Below are 15623 nucleotides of genomic sequence, written 5' to 3'. Positions count from 1 at the left end.
TTATTTACCTCTGTTGTAATTGAAAGGAGAAACAAAAACTTCTTCGCCGATTTCCACTTCAAGAAGCTGGCGTGATTTCGGGTTTAATGCCACTTCGCTGCCGCGAATATCCACTGAACAAAGACTGGCTCTAAACTCTTCTTGCGTCGTCGCAACCAAAGATTGCTCTTTGTAAGAAGCATCTGAAAACTCAGTTACTTTTAATCTACGACCGTACTTAATGGGCAAAATCTCAGATGTATTGGCGCCATAGTGAGGTCCCCCATCAAAAGGATCGACTTCGTCCAAATAGCTAAATCCAATACTCTCAAGCAAATGCTGCGCCGGTTTTGTAGCTTCACCAACGCGGCCTAAAACCAAACGAGCCTTCGCATCCAACAAGCACAGATAGATATCTTCTTGCGGGAACAGGCTTTCGATAAATTCTTTATGAGATTGGCTGAGTAAGTCAGCTTCTTGATACGGAAGGCCTGTGAAACGACGGCCCAGAGATTCCCAGAATTCACTTCGACCTTCTTCAGTAAGTGGCGGAGTGAGTTCACACAACACACGGTTTTCAAATCGGTCTGGATATAGACCCATGTAAAGGAACCGCGCCAAACTGATTTGTTTTCCTAGTTTTTCGGGACGACGACGATATGTTTTATCGACAAGAAGTCCTCCGATTTCTGTTGGCCCGTCAAAGTCCAATTGAAAGCGCAAAACTTGATGAATAAAACCGATACCGAGATCCTGAGAAAAATGATCTCTCTTTAAAATTTTGAAGTAAGAATGAGGCACTTCATCTGATCCATGTTTCGCAAGAACCAAAGAGCTTCCCACAACTTGCTTTTCTTCAACATCTTCCAACACAAACAAATACTCAGCTTGGTGTTTCGGAAGTTTTCCAGCGAAAGACTGTTCGCTGCGATCAATCTTTGCGCTGATAACTTTTTTATCTCCCGGTAAGTTCAAAAGATTGAACTGCTTCGCGAGATCCACCAATTGAGACAAATCATCGTGTCGGACTGAGCGTATTATGAAACTCATATACAAAACCTTTCGATGACTTTCTTATAAAATTCTACGGCCTTTTCTAAATCCGCGATGGCCACATTCTCTCGCGGTGTGTGCATATTGCCTTCGCGTTTGCCCGGGCCAAAACACACACATTCAATTCCCACTCGGGAAAAAATACTGGCTTCATTTGTCGACGACTGACTAATCGGCTTATCATTCAAGCCCATATTTCTCAATTCGTCCAAACAGCCCTTTGCCAAAATTGATGTTGTCTCCGTGCGGAATGGCTTTTTGTAATCATTCACACGAAAGACAGCGCCATTGGCCTCACAGGCCTGTCGCAATTGATCCATCCAACCTTCATAAGTTTCATGCGCGATCACAGGTGGAATGCGACACGTTCCGGTAATCTGCACATCGTCTTCATTCGTACGAACAAGTCCAATGTTCAAAGTTGGAGTACTTGGATGGAAATCATTGTCCCTATGACTGAGGAATTCCAATTCCAAGGTTTTCAGTGCGCGGTAAATACTCGCGATTCTTTTCGCAATTGGATTTTCAAATTGCGAATTCATATCAATCTCTAAAAATGCATGACTTGGAACCGTATTAAAATTAATTCCGCCGTCGATTTCCATGATGTTTACGGAATCCGGCAACATCATTAGATACTCCATCATCTTCACAATGGCGCTCTCGCCCAAATGTGGAGTTGAAGAGTGAGCTGCTTGACCACGGAACAGTTTCGACTGTGTCGAAGTGCTTTCACGCAGGTTGTGCTCTTGACGGTAAGTCATTTCTTCAGCTGAAAAAGGAATACGAATTTCAACGCTCGCAAAACCTTTAGCTGCTGTTATCAACTGCAAATCACTCGGCTCACTGATAATCGCCATCTTCGCAGCAATTTTATTTTTGCGAATAAGCTTCAGTGCTCCTTGCATTCCGGTCTCTTCGCCGAAAGTCCCCACCAATACTGGTGGAAGCTTCCAATCTGTACGTCCTTTAAACTGTGCCATCGCCTCAAGCTTGCACAAAAAGTCCAACTTGACGTCAGCGGAGCCCAACCCAAAGATTTTTCCATCAATGATATGAGCCTCAAACGGATTAGCACTCGTGTCTGTCCAAAGAGAAAACGGACCCGGGTCCACAGTATCCAAATGCGTTTGCAATAAGAACTCTGCGCCGGGGCGCTCGCTAGAGTGACGAGCAATAATATTAACCTGCTCAAGATCACCCACAATTTCCTCTTGCTCTTCAACTTGCAGGCCACGCTGGCGACAGAACGCAGCTGCCCAACGCGCGACTTCCTTATTTCCGTGGGAAGGCGTGCTATCTAGAGAAATGAGCTGCCTGCAAGCCTCAATAAATTCCAACTACACACCTTCGATCAAAGTTTTTTCGATGATCTTAAGCGCCAAATCGATTTCTTCATCTTTGATAATCGCTGGAACCAAGAAACGAGCGCGCACTGGATCTTTACCACAAGGGAATGCAATCACTCCGTTGGCGAAAAGTTTATTCAAGAAGGCATTTACTGTTTCTTTTTTTCCATCAAGCGGCGTGAATGCAATCATCAGTCCCAAACCACCCGCATCTTGAGCCAAGCCCTTGCAAGTTGTTTCATTCAAACGGTTGAAGCCATCAATGAAACGTCTGTGAATTTGGTTGATGCGACCATTAGGCCCCAAGAAACCTTCACCCAGCATATCAAGCATTTCCATACCCGCGCACAGTGAAGGAGTCGAGCCAGAGAATGTTCCTGCGATCAAACCTGGTTTCGGATTGTATTCTTCAGTGTAAAGAGTGGCGCCAATTTGCGCTGTTTTTGCAATCGTGCAGATATCCACGTATTGGCCCAAATCCAAAGTTTCAAATGCAAAGTACTCACCCGTGCGAGTGAATGTTTGAACTTCGTCCATCCAAATTGCGATGCCTTTTGATTTACAGAACTCAAGCATTGGAATAAAGAATTCACGAGGAGCAGCTTGATAACCACCTTCACCCAACATTGGTTCAAAACCAAAAACAGAAATTTGACCTTCGTGTTTAGCAACGTGTTCCTTCATCGCGTTCAAAGATTTCTCTGCAGAACGTGGATCTTTTTTGTCATAAAACGGAATGCGCAAAACTTCGTTATACTCTGGTAAGCCCTGTTTATATGCCGGGTTGTCCGTTACTTCCGCCATCATTGTTGAACGACCTGCGAAAGCGTCTTTAAAGCCCATCACATAACGAGCTGGCGAATGTTTTTGACGAGTGAGTTTCAAGGCGTTTTCATTCGCCATTGTTCCGCAAGTTGCAATCCAGGCATATTTCATGCGGCTTTTTTTACTAGCGATCTGTACAAGTTTTTCTGTGAACAAACGGTATTCGTTGTTTGGTTGCAAATTACCTTGGGTCAAAATATCAGACAGTGAACCACGAACAGCAGCAGCGATCACACGTGGGTGAGAGTGACCCATCAAGTGAATACCGATACCATTGATCAAATCCAATTTCACACTGCCATCTTCAAGTTCAACGAAAGGTCCGCGACCCGCACCAGTTCCCATATACGGGTAGTGAAGTGGACGACCACGCAACAAACCAGTTTGATCAATTTTTTGTTTCCCGGCGTCTTTGAATTCGCCAGAGGCTTCACGTGGAGCCGTGATTTGTGAGTTGAGCTTCGTCACTTCACCAACAAGATCTTGAATTAATTTTTGAACTGTTTCGGATTGTTTAATCTGATGACCAACAAGAGAACTCATATGACCTTTCGCGGGACTGTATTTATAAACTAGACCCATTATTGAATGCCTGACCAGTTTACTCCTGGGGCAGGACTTATACAAGCGACCGGTAGACACAGAGGGACTTTTATCTATAGACTTGAAAAGCTATGTCGAAGTCGAATTTACTCTCTGTGTTCTTTCTATTTTTAGTTTTGCCCTCTATGGTTTTTGCACAACAGGAAAGCCCGCAGCAATTATTCCAAGAAGGAACACGTCTTTACATCGCGAAAGATTACGCAAAAGCACAAGAGTCGTTTCAAAAATCTCTGGATATGGACCCGCGCAACTCCACGACTATGACGAACTTGGCTTTAGCCCAGTTTCAGTTGGGAAAAAAAGCGGTTGCCCTCGGACTTTTACGCAGAGCTTTGGCGATCGAACCCGATCTTCTCACAGCGCAACAGGCACATAAGTTTATTTTATCGCAAATGGAGATCAAAGAAGTTCCGCATCAAATCGAAGCCTACGAAAGTGCGCGAAAATATCTTCTGCAACCAATTCCTCTTACGGCTTATCTTGCGGTGACCGGCCTTCTTTTTTTCGCAGCCGGTTGGGCCCTGCTCAATTATGTCGGTCGTCGCAAAAAAGCTCTGACCGAAGAAAGCGCGCTTCCTGGTTTTCCAGTGTTAGCCTCGCTTTACTCTTTAGGATTTGTGCTTTTTACATGTCTTTTACTTCTGAAAATCCACGATTCGCGTCAAATTCGCGGAACCATTATTGAAGAACATATTTCTTTGCAAACTGCCCCTGGCGACAACCAAGCTGTTGTCCTTGAACTCTATAGTGGAGCTGAGGTTTTAGTCCTTGGTTTTCAAGATGATTGGGCGCAGGTGACATACCCGGGATCTCTTACGGGATGGATCAAAAAAAGCTCTTTAATTATGACGCGTTGACAGGGAGTCCTGGACCAAAATATGATCGAGGTCTATGTTGAAAACGCTCCGAGTCATAATCATTCTTGCTATCGCCTGTGGGTCACTCATTTCGTGCTCCACAACGGAAAAAAACTCTAGCACACCAGAGGGCGCGTTCGGTATCGCTCAAGAATACGACGAAGGTGAAAGATACGAAGAAGCTATTCGTCGCTATACGGAAGTGAAAAATAAATTCCCGTACAGCAACTTCGCAACGAAATCAGAACTTGCGATTGCGGACGTGTACTACAAACAAGAATCTTATGCAGAAGCACAAGTTGCGTATCAAATGTTTAAAGAACTTCACCCGACAGTTCCCAATGCTGACTACGTTCAATTCCGCATCGGCATGAGCTTCTTTAACCAGTTACCTTCTTCGATCGATCGCGACTTAACTCAAGCAAGCGATACGATCCTCAATCTATCGGAACTTATTAAGAAATATCCGAACTCAGAGTATGTGAACGAAGCTAAAGAGAAGCGTACAGCGACAATCAAAATGCTCGCTGAAAAAGAAGAATATATCGCCGATTTTTACTTCAAACGTAAAATCTATGATAGCGCTCTCGGTCGCTACGAAGGTCTTTACAACGTCTACAAAGGCTTGGGCTTTGATGCCAAAGCACTTTCTCGCGCGGCGATCTGTGCTTACAAAATTAACGACACTGCGAAATTTGAAAAATACAACGGTCTTCTTGCAAAGGAATTTCCTGGCAGTAGCGAAGAGCGCGACGTTATGAAGGAGACAAGATAATGAATCACCTTCAAGACGACATGCTTTCAGAAGCCCGCGGATATTTTATCAACGGCAACTACAAGATGGCAGAACCCATCTTGAATCAAATGTTGTTACAAAATACGCGCAACCCTGAAGTTTATCAGATGTTGGCGACGATTTTTTACGACAAAGGGCAATTCAGCAAAGCGATTAAAACGTTTAAGCGCGCGCTTGAAATTGATCCGACATACACAGACGCAAGCGTCGGTCTTTCCATTATCTTGAATGACTTGGGTAAATACGATGAAGGCAAGCAGGTCTTTTTCGATGCTCAGGCTCAACTTGAAAAGAAATCTGGCAAACAAGATCCTTTCGTTGATGAGAAGCTTGCTTCTAAGCACGAAGAACTTGCGGACCTTTACTTCCAATACAAGCGTTACAATGAAGCTCTTGAGCAACTTTTGAAAGCGCAGAAACTTTCCAGCCGCAAATCAGAAATCACACTACGCGTGGCCGAAGTTTATGTTCAATTGGGCCAACCAGAGCGCGCAATCAAAGACCTTAAAGCTTTGATTCGTGAGTTCCCACACCTTATTCCAGCTCGCCTAAAGCTTGGGGCGATCTACTACAACTCAAACAACATTGCTGAAGCCACAGAACAATGGGAGAATATTCTCATTCGGGATCCACATCATCCCGAAGCGCTACGCTATTTGAAAATGGCGCAAGCGGCTGGCATCACATCAATAGATTTGTAATTTAGGGGCAGCACACATGGCACAGCTTAAGCAGCAAATGTTTCCATTTCTTACTCAAGACGAAATCGCTGAGCTCGTCAGCCAATTGGCAAAAGAGATTCAGTCTGATTACGAAGGGAAAGAAGTTGTCTTCATTTGCCCTCTTCGCGGTTCAATTCATTTTACTGCGGATTTGATGCGCCAATTGGATCTTCCTCAACAAGTTGATTTCGTTCATGTGCAAGCAGTTGAGCGTGGCGGAGCGATTAAGATCGTAAAGGACATCTCAACGAATATCGCAGGTAAGCATGTGATCATTGTTGAAGAAATCATCGATACGGGTCGTACTTTGAGCTTCTTGCGCAGCCGTTTGTTTGCGTCTGCTCCAGCGTCATTGAAAATTGTGACTTTGTTAGATAAACCAGCACGCCGTGAATTGCCTATTAAGGCTGACTACATCGGCCGAACTATTGACGATCGTTATGTGGTTGGTTACGGGATGGATTCAGAAGAAATCGGCAGAAATTATCCCGATATCTACACTATGAAGAACTAAGAAACGAAGAACTAAGAAACGACGACGTTTACTACGAACAAAATAACGACACAAAACGCATAGAGAAATACAAGTTGTCTTGGCATGGCTGAATCTCCTGTGGGGTGAAGCCACAATTTAGGATGACTTAGGACTTTCGTCAATCATCTCTATGACTTTGGTCGATGAAACCAAACTTTAGTCAATTTATATAAAATTAGAAACCTCGCGTTCATGTCTAAGAACATGATCTGGCCCTATCTTTGCGAATATCCCTCCGACAAGTTGCTTCGGAGGCCACACATGTCTTTAAAAAAGCGGATCCTTTTGGTCGTCGGAATGCTGCTACTTTCAGCGCTAGCAACAAACCTATTCTCGCTTGAACGACTCTACTCTCAGAACAAAGTAAACTCTGAAATTGGTGAAGTTTGGTTGCCTGCCGTTGGCAAGGCTGCGGATATCAATATCAATGTCAGCAATTACCGTAAATATGAATTCAACCTGTTGGCGACCCAGTCGACTGACGAAAGAAAAATTATCCTAGAAGAGATGGACTCCTTGATGGGGAATATCACCATTTATTCAAAGGTTCTAGAACCTCTTCTCACCACACCCGAACTACAAAAATCTTTTACCGAGTTCCAAGAGGCTTGGGATGCCTACGTTGCTGATAGCGACCAATTCAAAGCGGCTATCGATCAAGAAAACACCAAGTTGGCAGAAGAAATCCTTCAAGGAAGTTCCGAAAAACATTTCAAAACCGTCTACGAAAAACTCAAAGGGCTGACTGACAATAGCTATATGGCCGGCGTCGCGATGAGCGAAAAAGTCTCTTCATCATTCCGTTTCACGTTTTACCTACTGATCTCGATGATCGTGGCCTCTATCTTTCTCGGTCTCGGTACGAGCTTCTGGAATATCCGGGTGATGCAAAGATCCTTGAAGGATGTAGCCGACGGCTTAAACTCCAGTTCGGACGTTGTCAATCAAGGGGCTCATGAACTGGTCAGCACAAGCGATCGCATCTCCACGAGTTCAACAGCGACAGCCGCGTCACTTGAAGAAATCGTCGCAACGATGGAAGAACTGACTGCAACTGTTCGTCAAAACTCTCTGAACTCCAACCAGGCTTCTGAACTTTCTAAAGAAGGACAAGCTTCTGTTCACGCCGGGCAAAAACAACTTCAAGATCTGATCTCTGTTATTGCCGAAATTTCCGAAAGCTCGAAAAGAATCGAAGAAATCTTGGGCCTCATTGACGACATTGCCTTTCAAACAAATCTTCTGGCTTTAAATGCAGCAGTCGAAGCCGCGCGCGCCGGAGAACAAGGCAAAGGTTTTGCTGTTGTCGCCGATGCTGTACGTGCGCTGGCGCAAAAATCCGCACAAGCCGGAAAAGACATCAATCACTTGATTCGCGAATCGAGCGAAAAAACAAAAAGCGGCGTGCACTTTGCTGCCGAAAGTGAAAAGGCTCTTAAGATCATAGTTGAAAATACCCATAAGGTTTCAGGTCTGATCCAGCAAGTGGCCGAGGGCTCTGCAGAGCAATCTCAAGGGATCGAGCAAGTGAACAAAGCCCTGACTCATATCGACCAAAGTCTTCAAGGCGTAGCCTCTTCAATGACTTCGGTCACTTCTTCTTCTGAAGACATGCGAACTCAATCTGAAAAATTAACTGAAATGATGCGTTCACTGAATGTGCTCGTCGGGCGCTCGTCTCAAGTACTAACTGAAAACAATCAATTAAACACCGACTCTGACGAAAAAATCTCAGAGGCGGCCTAAAATAAGGAGATATCCATGAAAAAAACCACTCTTGTTGTAGCCCTTTGCTTGGCTTCACAATTTGCTTTTGCCGGTGACTGCGTGATTTCTATTGATCGCAAAGCCTGTGCAGGTAAAGAAACTGAAGCAATGAAACCTTATAACGGAAAAAACCCAACTGAAGAGACGAAGAAGCTAGACTCTGCCGATGCTTGCATGAAGTTCGCAGAAAAAAGCTCCAAAATCATCCGCAAGGGAACACTGACTGAAAAGACAGTCTCTGGAAAATTCGACGGCAAGGACCTAGGTAAGACTTTCAGTGATAAAGCTGAATGTAAGTAAGTCTCAACCCAGAGTTGCATTACGATTGAAGAGGAGGTCAGAGGTGACTTCCTCTTCTCATTTTGAGACATCTCGGTTTGAGGCACGGACAAAGATCCTACGAAAATGCAATCTGTCCCTTAAGAGATTCCCAAAATTAGCCGATAAAAGTCTTAAGGGGGAACATCCATGAAAAAGTTTAAGAACTTTTCTAGAAAGCTATTGAAGAATCAGTCCGGCCAAGGAGCTACAGAGTACATCCTCTTGCTAGTTGTCGTTGTTGCTTTGGTTCTAATGTTTAAAAACCAAATCAAAGAAACTGTATCTGGTAAGATTTCTGAACTTCAAGGCATGATTGGCGAAGTTCAGTAATCCAACTGATTTCTCCTACTTGGAGGTTGGATGACTATCGAATACGTGTTGTTGCTTTTTGCTGCATTCTTTATCGGGCTGAAAGTTTTTATGACAGCCCCTGCGAATGCATTTCGCGAATCCGGCCCTCGTTTGGCCGCTCGCGTGGAGCAACAACTCGCTACTGGTGATGGCTTCAAACCTAAAGGAAACAGCCAAGAATGGACAAGTGACCAATGATGAATCCTATGAAGGACCGTCGTGGTCAATTTCTCATTGAGACTGTGCTGATGATGATTGTCACCATCGGCCTTTTCACGTGGGGCATGGGACAACTCCGTGAAGGAAAATTCCTCGCCAAGTTGATTTCAGGTCCGTGGGAAAAAGTGGCGGTTATGATTGAAACTGGTGTCTGGGAAACGCGTACCGTAGGTGCGACGAAGCATCCCAACACTTTCAACCGCGGGATCTCGTTAGATCCCAGTCAGTAGTTTGAGGAGGATATGAGAGCGTTGAAAAACTTCTCAAAACCAATTCGAAACTCCCGAGGAATGCTTTCGGCAGAGTTTCTTTTCGCACTTATCCTGTGTGCAGGGCTGTGCATGGTTTTGTTCGCTCTCAATTTCTCGCTCTCAATGGCCGAAGTCGCACAATATATCGCTTACTCTTCTGCAAGAGCTCATGCAGCTGCACAGTACGATCAAGCGACGCAAAAACAAATGGCCAACGATAAATTCAAAGAACTTATCAACAACCCGATTCTGCAACCTCTTTTTAATAATCCTGATGGCGGCTGGTTTCAGCTTTCTAACTTGGATGTACGCGGTGGCGGAACAGATGGTGCGACTTTCTCTGATGAATATACTTATCAGGAAGATCGTATTCCACAAATCGGTGTGCGCCTTGATTTCACGGCGCGTGTTTTAAATATGAAAATTCCCTTCCTCGGATCGACGAGCACGGAACCAAATGGCGAAGGTTTCACAGCTAAGGTCACAGGTCTTCTTATCCGCGAACCGACTCAGCAAGAATGTCAGTCCTTGCAAATGGCCGTTCGCTACAATGCGATTCTTCAACTCGATTCACGCTATGGTGTTTTGGGTCGAAATGGAGAGCGCGAATACAAACCATTGGAGGATAACGGATGCTAAAGCGTACAAAAAAATCCTCCGTGATTAATAATGAAAAAGGCATGGCGATCTTCGAGATGATTCCTATCATCGTCGTGATCGTTTTGTTCGTAAATTTCTCAATCGGTTTCTTCGGCGCAATTCACACCGGTATTTTAAATTCAATTGCCGCTAGAAACTATGCATTTGAAACATTTAGAAATCGTTCAAACCTAAATTATTTCCGTAACAACGTGGGGCTTTCGTCCACGAACTCCAAAGTTAATTACGTTGATATGCAGTTCAGGACGCATGCTATTGCTTCTGACAAAAAAGCAGGAACCAGCACTTGGTTTGCGACGACTCGCTTAATTGATTTTATGAATACGTCAAAACGCGCAGCTGATGTTGTGGGTAACACCTCGGCGGAGCATAACAGAAATGTTCGCAGTCTCCGGGAAACCCGAAACGAAACTGTAGGCGTGAACCCTATTTGGCTTCGAACTGTGTACGGCATATGCCTGAAATCTCAATGCGGCGAGAGCGGCAGCTAAGAAAGATGTAGGACGATATGGGATCGAATGAGACAAGAAATTTATGGCTTTCCATCGGCGCAGGCATCTTCGCCACGATCTTGCTTTATAGCTACTCGCAAGAAAAGAAAGCAGAGTACGACAAGCGTTTCGGCTCTACAAAACGTGTCGTCGTTGCGAAAGAAGATATCGCTGAAATGCAAACTATCTACGATACGATGGTCGAAACAAAAGAATTACCTGCTGACTTTATTCAGCCAGACGCCATTACAGTGCCGGATGAAATCATCGGTAACGTGGCTGCTGTTCCAATTCGTAAAGGTCAAATGGTTGTGAAAAATAACCTTCTGACTCCAGGACCTGACACAGGGATTTCATTGCAAGTGGCTCCTAGTAAACGTGCTGTGACGATTCCAGTGGATGAAGTTCGTGGTGTTGCGAAATTGATTCGCCCTGGTGATCGTGTGGATATCTATGCTGCGGTTGATACTGGTAAAGGTGTGGCTCAACGTCGCGAAGTTTTCACAATGATGAATGACGCTGTTGTCTTGGCAACGGGCGTGAGTGTGGTGAATAACATTCCACGGATGTTTGAATTGGATTCAACAGGTAAGAACTTGAATCAGATCGCTCTTACGGGCGACACGAAATATACAACGATCACAGTTGAAGCGACTCCGAAAGAAGCTCAAGATTTGTTCTATATTCTTTCGACGGCTCCGGGGAATATCTTCTTTGCTCTTCGTAATCCGAATGACAGAGCGGTACCTCCACGTATGCCAAGCTCGACCGCAGATTCCGTAACTGGAAGACCAATGGTCGCACTTGATGCGCCAACAGCTCCAGCGATGCCGGTACAACCAATGATGCAACAACCACAACGTCCTAGTTACGCTCCTCCGCAGCAACAGCAGCGGACTGCGCCGTCTCAACAACGTCGCGGTGGATTTCAGACTCTGTAAGCGGAACTTTTTTGTTTGAAGGATTTTTAAGGGGGATTTATGGGACCAAAACTGCTAGCAATAAGTTTGCTCCTTGTGATGGGAGCAAAGGCTGCGCAGGCACAGGATGAGCTTGTTGCTGAACCCACGTCCAATAAAACAGCTGAAGAAGCTGAGATGACGGCAACGGCTGAAGAGGCTAAAGAAGGCTCCTTCCGCTCTCGTAAATTCGTAAATCTGACACTCGGGATTGAACAAGACGAAAAACTCCCACCCATTCCAGGCAATGTGGAATTCAAAGGGGATTTCCGTCGTATCGTCACAGCATCTTACGCGAAAGACCTTGGCGTGCTTCGCTTTATTCCAAAAGCAGAAGGTTTTGCGACTCTGACAATCCACGATAAACGCAATGGTAAAATCGTTGCCGAATATCGTATCGACGTTAAGAAAAGCAAACTCGATAAAGTGGTTCGCGAGATGCGTGCGCTTTTAGGTGATATCGAAGGTATTAATCTTAAAATCGTGAATAATAAGGTTGTCGTTGACGGTCAGATCCTTTTACCGAAGGACCTTGCTCGTATCTATAACGTTGTTCAACAGTTCAGTGAACAAGCTTCATCGCTTGTTACATTGAGCCCTCTTGCGCAAAAGAAAATCGCTGAGTTCATCTCTCGTGACATCAACAATCCAGAGATCGAGGTCCGTGCCGTGAATGAAAAAATCATTCTACAAGGCTGGGCAAACAGTGATGAAGAATCAAAACGTGCCGAGATCATCGCTAAAACCTATCTTCCGGATATCGTGATTGAAGCGGCGGAAGAAAAAGGCGTGATCAAAAAACGTAAGCCTGCAAATGACGGTGTCATCAACTTGATCCAAATCAAGGAAGCTGCACCAAAACCACCAAGCAAAATGATTCAGCTGGTTCTTCACTATGTTGAGTTGAACAAAGACTATTCAAAAGCCTTTAAGTTCCAGTTCACTCCGGAACTGGGTGACAACTCGCAAATGACTTTCCAAACGGGAGGCAGTGAGGCCGGTGGTGTGATAAGCACGATCACAGGTACAATTTCAAACTTGTTGCCGAAACTCAACTGGGCGAAGCAACACGGACACGCGCGTATCTTACAAAGCACAAGCGTGATTGTTGAAGACGGTAAAAAAGGTGAGATCAAACAGGTAACGAACCAACCTTACAGTGTTATCGGTAAAGATGGCGCGCAAGGAACGGCATTTGCCGAAGTAGGTATCGTGACTGCGATCACACCGACATTGATTGGTGAAAAGTCTGGCAGCGTTCACATGGAAATGTCCTTTAAGGTTTCAAGCCTTGTGGGTAATACTCCGGGTGGGGCACCGATTACAAGCGCCAATGAGATGGCGAGTACTGTAACCGTCCGTGACCGTCAAAGTGCGGCCGTCGGTGGTTTGATCAGAAACTCGACGAGCACGGGTTACAACCGTCCATCTGGACAAAAGAACCCTATCATCAGCTTGTATGCATCTAAGGACTTCATCAAACAACAAAGCCAATTTGTTGTGTTCGTCACTCCCATCGTGAAGGCTTCTGCCAGTGCGGGAGTCGAGCAAACGAAGAAGAAGTTCCGTTTCCGCGAATAAATACGATTTGAGATGTATCTCATCTAAAGTCGCGTAAACGGACCTTTCGTTTCTGCCGAAAAGACAAAGGCGGAGGTCCGATTTGGCTATTAATCCGAATTGTAATTTAATTGCTGTTGTTGGTGGTAAAGGCGGGGTTGGTAAATCCGTTTTCGCGGCCAACTTTGCTTGCACGCTGATGACAGAGCTTCGCAGCCAAGTTCTTTTGATCGATGCTGACTCTAAGAGCGTGGGCGATCAAAACGTCATCATGGGTCTTAAACCGCAAAAGACTCTGAAAGAACTTGCAGGCTTCCAAGGATCTTTAAATTCTCAACCGATGAACAGTCTCGTGACGATGCATAGCTCAGGCCTTGCCTATCTGGGTGCTGTTCGTGGGCCAGAAGAATCTCTGAATATTTCTCCGGATCTTTTAGGAAAACTCATGGAGTTTTTCAGTCGCGCTTTCAAATTCGTTGTCGTCGATGTCGGCAATGATTTGGGCCCGATTCAAATGGCAGTACTCCAAGAGGCCACTGCGATCATGATCGTGACTTCTCCGGAAGTTTTGGTTGTGACACAAACTCAGCGTTTGATTAACGAACTTCTTTCCGCGACTTTTCCGAAAGACATGTTCCAATTGGTTGTGAATAAGGCTTCTCCTTCAGGGCTTTCTCCGCAAGCCATTTCCAATCAATTGCAATTGCCTTTCTTAGGTGTGATTCCACAAGACGAGCCAACAACCATGATGGCTCTACAAAAATACACACCGTTCGTGCTGGCAGCTCCTAAAGCTCCCATCACGGCAGCTTACTATGATCTCACTCGCCGCCTGACTGGTGGTGTTCTGCAAAGACTTAAAACTCTGAGCCGCCCCAAACCCGCGCCTCCTGCAGCAGAGGCAGCCGCTGGTGGCAACTCTCCAGTGCCAATGGCAGGAGTGGATGCGCGCACGCTTCTTAAAATCCGTGTGCACAATGAATTGATCCGCACCGTGGATCTGAAGAAGCTCTTAGTTGATACGGGCAAAGACGAATCTAAAGAAAAAGAAATTCGCGAAAAAACAAAACGTGAAATTACATTGATCGTCGACAAAGAGGCTCCAGATGTGGCTCGTGAAGAGCGATCTAAAATTATCAAAGAAGTTTTAGAGGAAGCATTAGGTCTTGGGCCTTTAGAAGACTTGCTTGCTGATAGCGCGGTTTCCGAGATCATGGTCAACGGTTTCAAAAAAATCTTTATCGAGAAAAGTGGCAAGGTGCAATTAAGTCCCGTCACTTTTACCTCCAATGATCACCTTCGCCGTATTATCGAGCGTATCGTGACGCCACTCGGTCGTCAGATCAATGACTCGGTCCCTTACGTGGATGCTCGTTTGAAAGACGGATCCCGTGTGAACGCCGTCATTGAACCTTTAGCGATTGATGGACCAGCTCTGACAATTCGTAAATTTAAAAAAGGTGGTATCACTCCGGAAAAATATATCGAGTACGGAAGTATCACGAAAAACATGATCGACTTTCTTCGTATTTGTTCAGAGAACGGTCTCAATATCGTGATCTCTGGCGGTACAGGTTCCGGTAAAACGTCTTTACTGAATATGCTTTCTTCCTTTATCCCTTCCAACGAACGTGTCATCACAGTCGAGGATGCGGCCGAGCTGCAATTGCAACAGGAGCACGTGGTGCGTCTGGAGACTCGTCCTGCTTCTATGGAAGGATCAAATGCTATTTCGATTCGTGATTTGATCAAAAATGCCCTGCGTATGCGTCCCGATCGCATCATCGTGGGTGAGTGCCGTGATGGTGCCGCTCTTGATATGTTGCAAGCGATGAACACAGGTCATGACGGTTCGATGACGACAACTCACGCCAACAGTCCCCGTGAATGTATTGCCCGTCTTGAGACTCTTTGTATGATGTCTGGGATGGAACTTCCAATTCGTGCGATCCGCGAACAAATCGCAGGCGCGGTGAATTTGATTGTGCAGATTTCCCGTCTCTCTGATGGCAGCCGTAAGATTCTTTCGATCACGGAGGTCGCTGGTATGCAAGGCGATGTCGTGACACTGGCTGAGATTTTCCGTTTTAAAGAAACGGGCTACGATAAGAATCGTAAGATCCAAGGGGTTTTCCAGGCAACTGGTACGATTCCAAGCTTTATCCAAAAGCTCAGCGATAAAGGCGTTGTGATTCCACGTGAGATCTTCTCGAATGATCCCGCGACGAACAACCCTGCAGTGACTTCACAAAAAACTCAACCACCTGCTCCAACGGCACCAAAAATGCCGGGCGGAATTCCGCCGATGAAAAAATCGGGGTAATA

General features: G+C 45.3%; 17 protein-coding genes. 14 read left to right on the top strand and 3 right to left on the bottom strand.

From position 1 onward, the window contains the following. The 3 genes from ACLWOR_RS07640 to ACLWOR_RS07630 are packed head-to-tail and all read right to left on the bottom strand — an operon-like array spanning position 1 to position 3749. Positions 1 to 1029 (bottom strand): arginine N-succinyltransferase, encoded by a 1029-nt coding sequence (locus tag ACLWOR_RS07640; protein WP_413940105.1) that lies wholly within the window; start codon positions 1027 to 1029, stop codon positions 1 to 3. Beyond that, positions 1026 to 2372 carry a M20 family metallopeptidase gene (locus ACLWOR_RS07635; protein ID WP_413940104.1) on the bottom strand — a complete coding sequence of 449 codons (1347 nt, stop codon included), beginning with the start codon at positions 2370 to 2372 and terminating at the stop codon, positions 1026 to 1028. Before ACLWOR_RS07635 ends, ACLWOR_RS07640 begins: the two co-directional genes overlap by 4 nt. Continuing rightward, on the bottom strand, positions 2373 to 3749 hold the full coding sequence (locus ACLWOR_RS07630; RefSeq protein ID WP_413940103.1) for an aminotransferase class III-fold pyridoxal phosphate-dependent enzyme: 1377 nt from the start codon (positions 3747 to 3749) through the stop codon (positions 2373 to 2375). Positions 3750 to 3880: 131 nt separating this feature from the next. On the opposite strand from ACLWOR_RS07630, the gene ACLWOR_RS07625 reads away from it, so the two are divergent. From ACLWOR_RS07625 to ACLWOR_RS07560, 14 genes are all read left to right on the top strand, one after another. After that, on the top strand, positions 3881 to 4666 hold the full coding sequence (locus tag ACLWOR_RS07625) for a tetratricopeptide repeat protein (RefSeq protein WP_413940102.1): 786 nt from the start codon (positions 3881 to 3883) through the stop codon (positions 4664 to 4666). A 34-nt stretch (positions 4667 to 4700) separates the two neighbouring features. Continuing rightward, positions 4701 to 5441: an outer membrane protein assembly factor BamD gene (locus ACLWOR_RS07620; protein ID WP_413940101.1), complete on the top strand. Its 741-nt coding sequence runs from the start codon at positions 4701 to 4703 to the stop codon at positions 5439 to 5441. Beyond that, positions 5441 to 6163: a tetratricopeptide repeat protein gene (locus ACLWOR_RS07615; protein ID WP_413940100.1), complete on the top strand. Its 723-nt coding sequence runs from the start codon at positions 5441 to 5443 to the stop codon at positions 6161 to 6163. The genes ACLWOR_RS07620 and ACLWOR_RS07615 overlap by 1 nt, the downstream gene beginning before the upstream one ends. Positions 6164 to 6179: 16 nt before the next feature. Continuing rightward, positions 6180 to 6698, top strand: coding sequence for a hypoxanthine phosphoribosyltransferase (gene hpt / locus ACLWOR_RS07610; RefSeq protein ID WP_413940099.1), 519 nt, complete (start codon positions 6180 to 6182; stop codon positions 6696 to 6698). Between the two features lie 282 nt (positions 6699 to 6980). Beyond that, positions 6981 to 8465: a methyl-accepting chemotaxis protein gene (locus ACLWOR_RS07605; protein WP_413940098.1), complete on the top strand. Its 1485-nt coding sequence runs from the start codon at positions 6981 to 6983 to the stop codon at positions 8463 to 8465. Between the two features lie 15 nt (positions 8466 to 8480). Beyond that, on the top strand, positions 8481 to 8786 hold the full coding sequence (locus ACLWOR_RS07600) for a hypothetical protein (RefSeq protein WP_413940097.1): 306 nt from the start codon (positions 8481 to 8483) through the stop codon (positions 8784 to 8786). Positions 8787 to 8954: 168 nt separating this feature from the next. Continuing rightward, complete coding sequence (locus tag ACLWOR_RS07595) at positions 8955 to 9137, top strand: Flp1 family type IVb pilin (RefSeq protein ID WP_413940096.1); 183 nt, start codon at positions 8955 to 8957, stop codon at positions 9135 to 9137. 30 nt (positions 9138 to 9167) lie between these two features. After that, positions 9168 to 9356: a hypothetical protein gene (locus ACLWOR_RS07590; protein ID WP_413940095.1), complete on the top strand. Its 189-nt coding sequence runs from the start codon at positions 9168 to 9170 to the stop codon at positions 9354 to 9356. Next, positions 9353 to 9607 (top strand): hypothetical protein, encoded by a 255-nt coding sequence (locus tag ACLWOR_RS07585; RefSeq protein ID WP_413940094.1) that lies wholly within the window; start codon positions 9353 to 9355, stop codon positions 9605 to 9607. The genes ACLWOR_RS07590 and ACLWOR_RS07585 overlap by 4 nt, the downstream gene beginning before the upstream one ends. Before the next feature lie 12 nt (positions 9608 to 9619). Continuing rightward, a complete protein-coding gene (locus ACLWOR_RS07580) occupies positions 9620 to 10267 on the top strand; it encodes a hypothetical protein (RefSeq protein WP_413940093.1) in 648 nt (215 codons plus the stop codon). Continuing rightward, positions 10261 to 10779, top strand: coding sequence for a hypothetical protein (locus tag ACLWOR_RS07575; protein ID WP_413940092.1), 519 nt, complete (start codon positions 10261 to 10263; stop codon positions 10777 to 10779). The genes ACLWOR_RS07580 and ACLWOR_RS07575 overlap by 7 nt, the downstream gene beginning before the upstream one ends. Before the next feature lie 17 nt (positions 10780 to 10796). Next, entirely contained in the window at positions 10797 to 11720 is a 924-nt protein-coding gene (gene cpaB / locus ACLWOR_RS07570) for a Flp pilus assembly protein CpaB (RefSeq protein ID WP_413940091.1), read from the top strand. 39 nt (positions 11721 to 11759) lie between these two features. Next, a complete protein-coding gene (locus tag ACLWOR_RS07565) occupies positions 11760 to 13319 on the top strand; it encodes a BON domain-containing protein (protein WP_413940090.1) in 1560 nt (519 codons plus the stop codon). Between the two features lie 82 nt (positions 13320 to 13401). Next, on the top strand, positions 13402 to 15621 hold the full coding sequence (locus ACLWOR_RS07560; protein ID WP_413940089.1) for an ATPase, T2SS/T4P/T4SS family: 2220 nt from the start codon (positions 13402 to 13404) through the stop codon (positions 15619 to 15621). Positions 15622 to 15623: the final 2 nt, after the last annotated feature.

The sequence above is a fragment of the Bdellovibrio sp. HCB2-146 genome (genome assembly GCF_047345725.1).
GTDB lineage: Bacteria > Bdellovibrionota > Bdellovibrionia > Bdellovibrionales > Bdellovibrionaceae > Bdellovibrio.
This window is presented reverse-complemented; position numbering and strand designations above follow the sequence as displayed.

What these genes read in the sequence shown, in the direction of transcription:
- ACLWOR_RS07640 (WP_413940105.1), bottom strand. Translation starts at nt 1,029, where the DNA reads ATGAGTTTCATAATACGCTCAGTCCGACACGATGATTTGTCTCAATTG.
- ACLWOR_RS07630 (WP_413940103.1), bottom strand. Translation starts at nt 3,749, where the DNA reads ATGAGTTCTCTTGTTGGTCATCAGATTAAACAATCCGAAACAGTTCAA.
- ACLWOR_RS07625 (WP_413940102.1), top strand. Translation starts at nt 3,881, where the DNA reads ATGTCGAAGTCGAATTTACTCTCTGTGTTCTTTCTATTTTTAGTTTTG.
- ACLWOR_RS07620 (WP_413940101.1), top strand. Translation starts at nt 4,701, where the DNA reads ATGTTGAAAACGCTCCGAGTCATAATCATTCTTGCTATCGCCTGTGGG.
- ACLWOR_RS07615 (WP_413940100.1), top strand. Translation starts at nt 5,441, where the DNA reads ATGAATCACCTTCAAGACGACATGCTTTCAGAAGCCCGCGGATATTTT.
- hpt (WP_413940099.1), top strand. Translation starts at nt 6,180, where the DNA reads ATGGCACAGCTTAAGCAGCAAATGTTTCCATTTCTTACTCAAGACGAA.
- ACLWOR_RS07605 (WP_413940098.1), top strand. Translation starts at nt 6,981, where the DNA reads ATGTCTTTAAAAAAGCGGATCCTTTTGGTCGTCGGAATGCTGCTACTT.
- ACLWOR_RS07600 (WP_413940097.1), top strand. Translation starts at nt 8,481, where the DNA reads ATGAAAAAAACCACTCTTGTTGTAGCCCTTTGCTTGGCTTCACAATTT.
- ACLWOR_RS07595 (WP_413940096.1), top strand. Translation starts at nt 8,955, where the DNA reads ATGAAAAAGTTTAAGAACTTTTCTAGAAAGCTATTGAAGAATCAGTCC.
- ACLWOR_RS07590 (WP_413940095.1), top strand. Translation starts at nt 9,168, where the DNA reads ATGACTATCGAATACGTGTTGTTGCTTTTTGCTGCATTCTTTATCGGG.
- ACLWOR_RS07585 (WP_413940094.1), top strand. Translation starts at nt 9,353, where the DNA reads ATGATGAATCCTATGAAGGACCGTCGTGGTCAATTTCTCATTGAGACT.
- ACLWOR_RS07580 (WP_413940093.1), top strand. Translation starts at nt 9,620, where the DNA reads ATGAGAGCGTTGAAAAACTTCTCAAAACCAATTCGAAACTCCCGAGGA.
- ACLWOR_RS07575 (WP_413940092.1), top strand. Translation starts at nt 10,261, where the DNA reads ATGCTAAAGCGTACAAAAAAATCCTCCGTGATTAATAATGAAAAAGGC.
- cpaB (WP_413940091.1), top strand. Translation starts at nt 10,797, where the DNA reads ATGGGATCGAATGAGACAAGAAATTTATGGCTTTCCATCGGCGCAGGC.
- ACLWOR_RS07565 (WP_413940090.1), top strand. Translation starts at nt 11,760, where the DNA reads ATGGGACCAAAACTGCTAGCAATAAGTTTGCTCCTTGTGATGGGAGCA.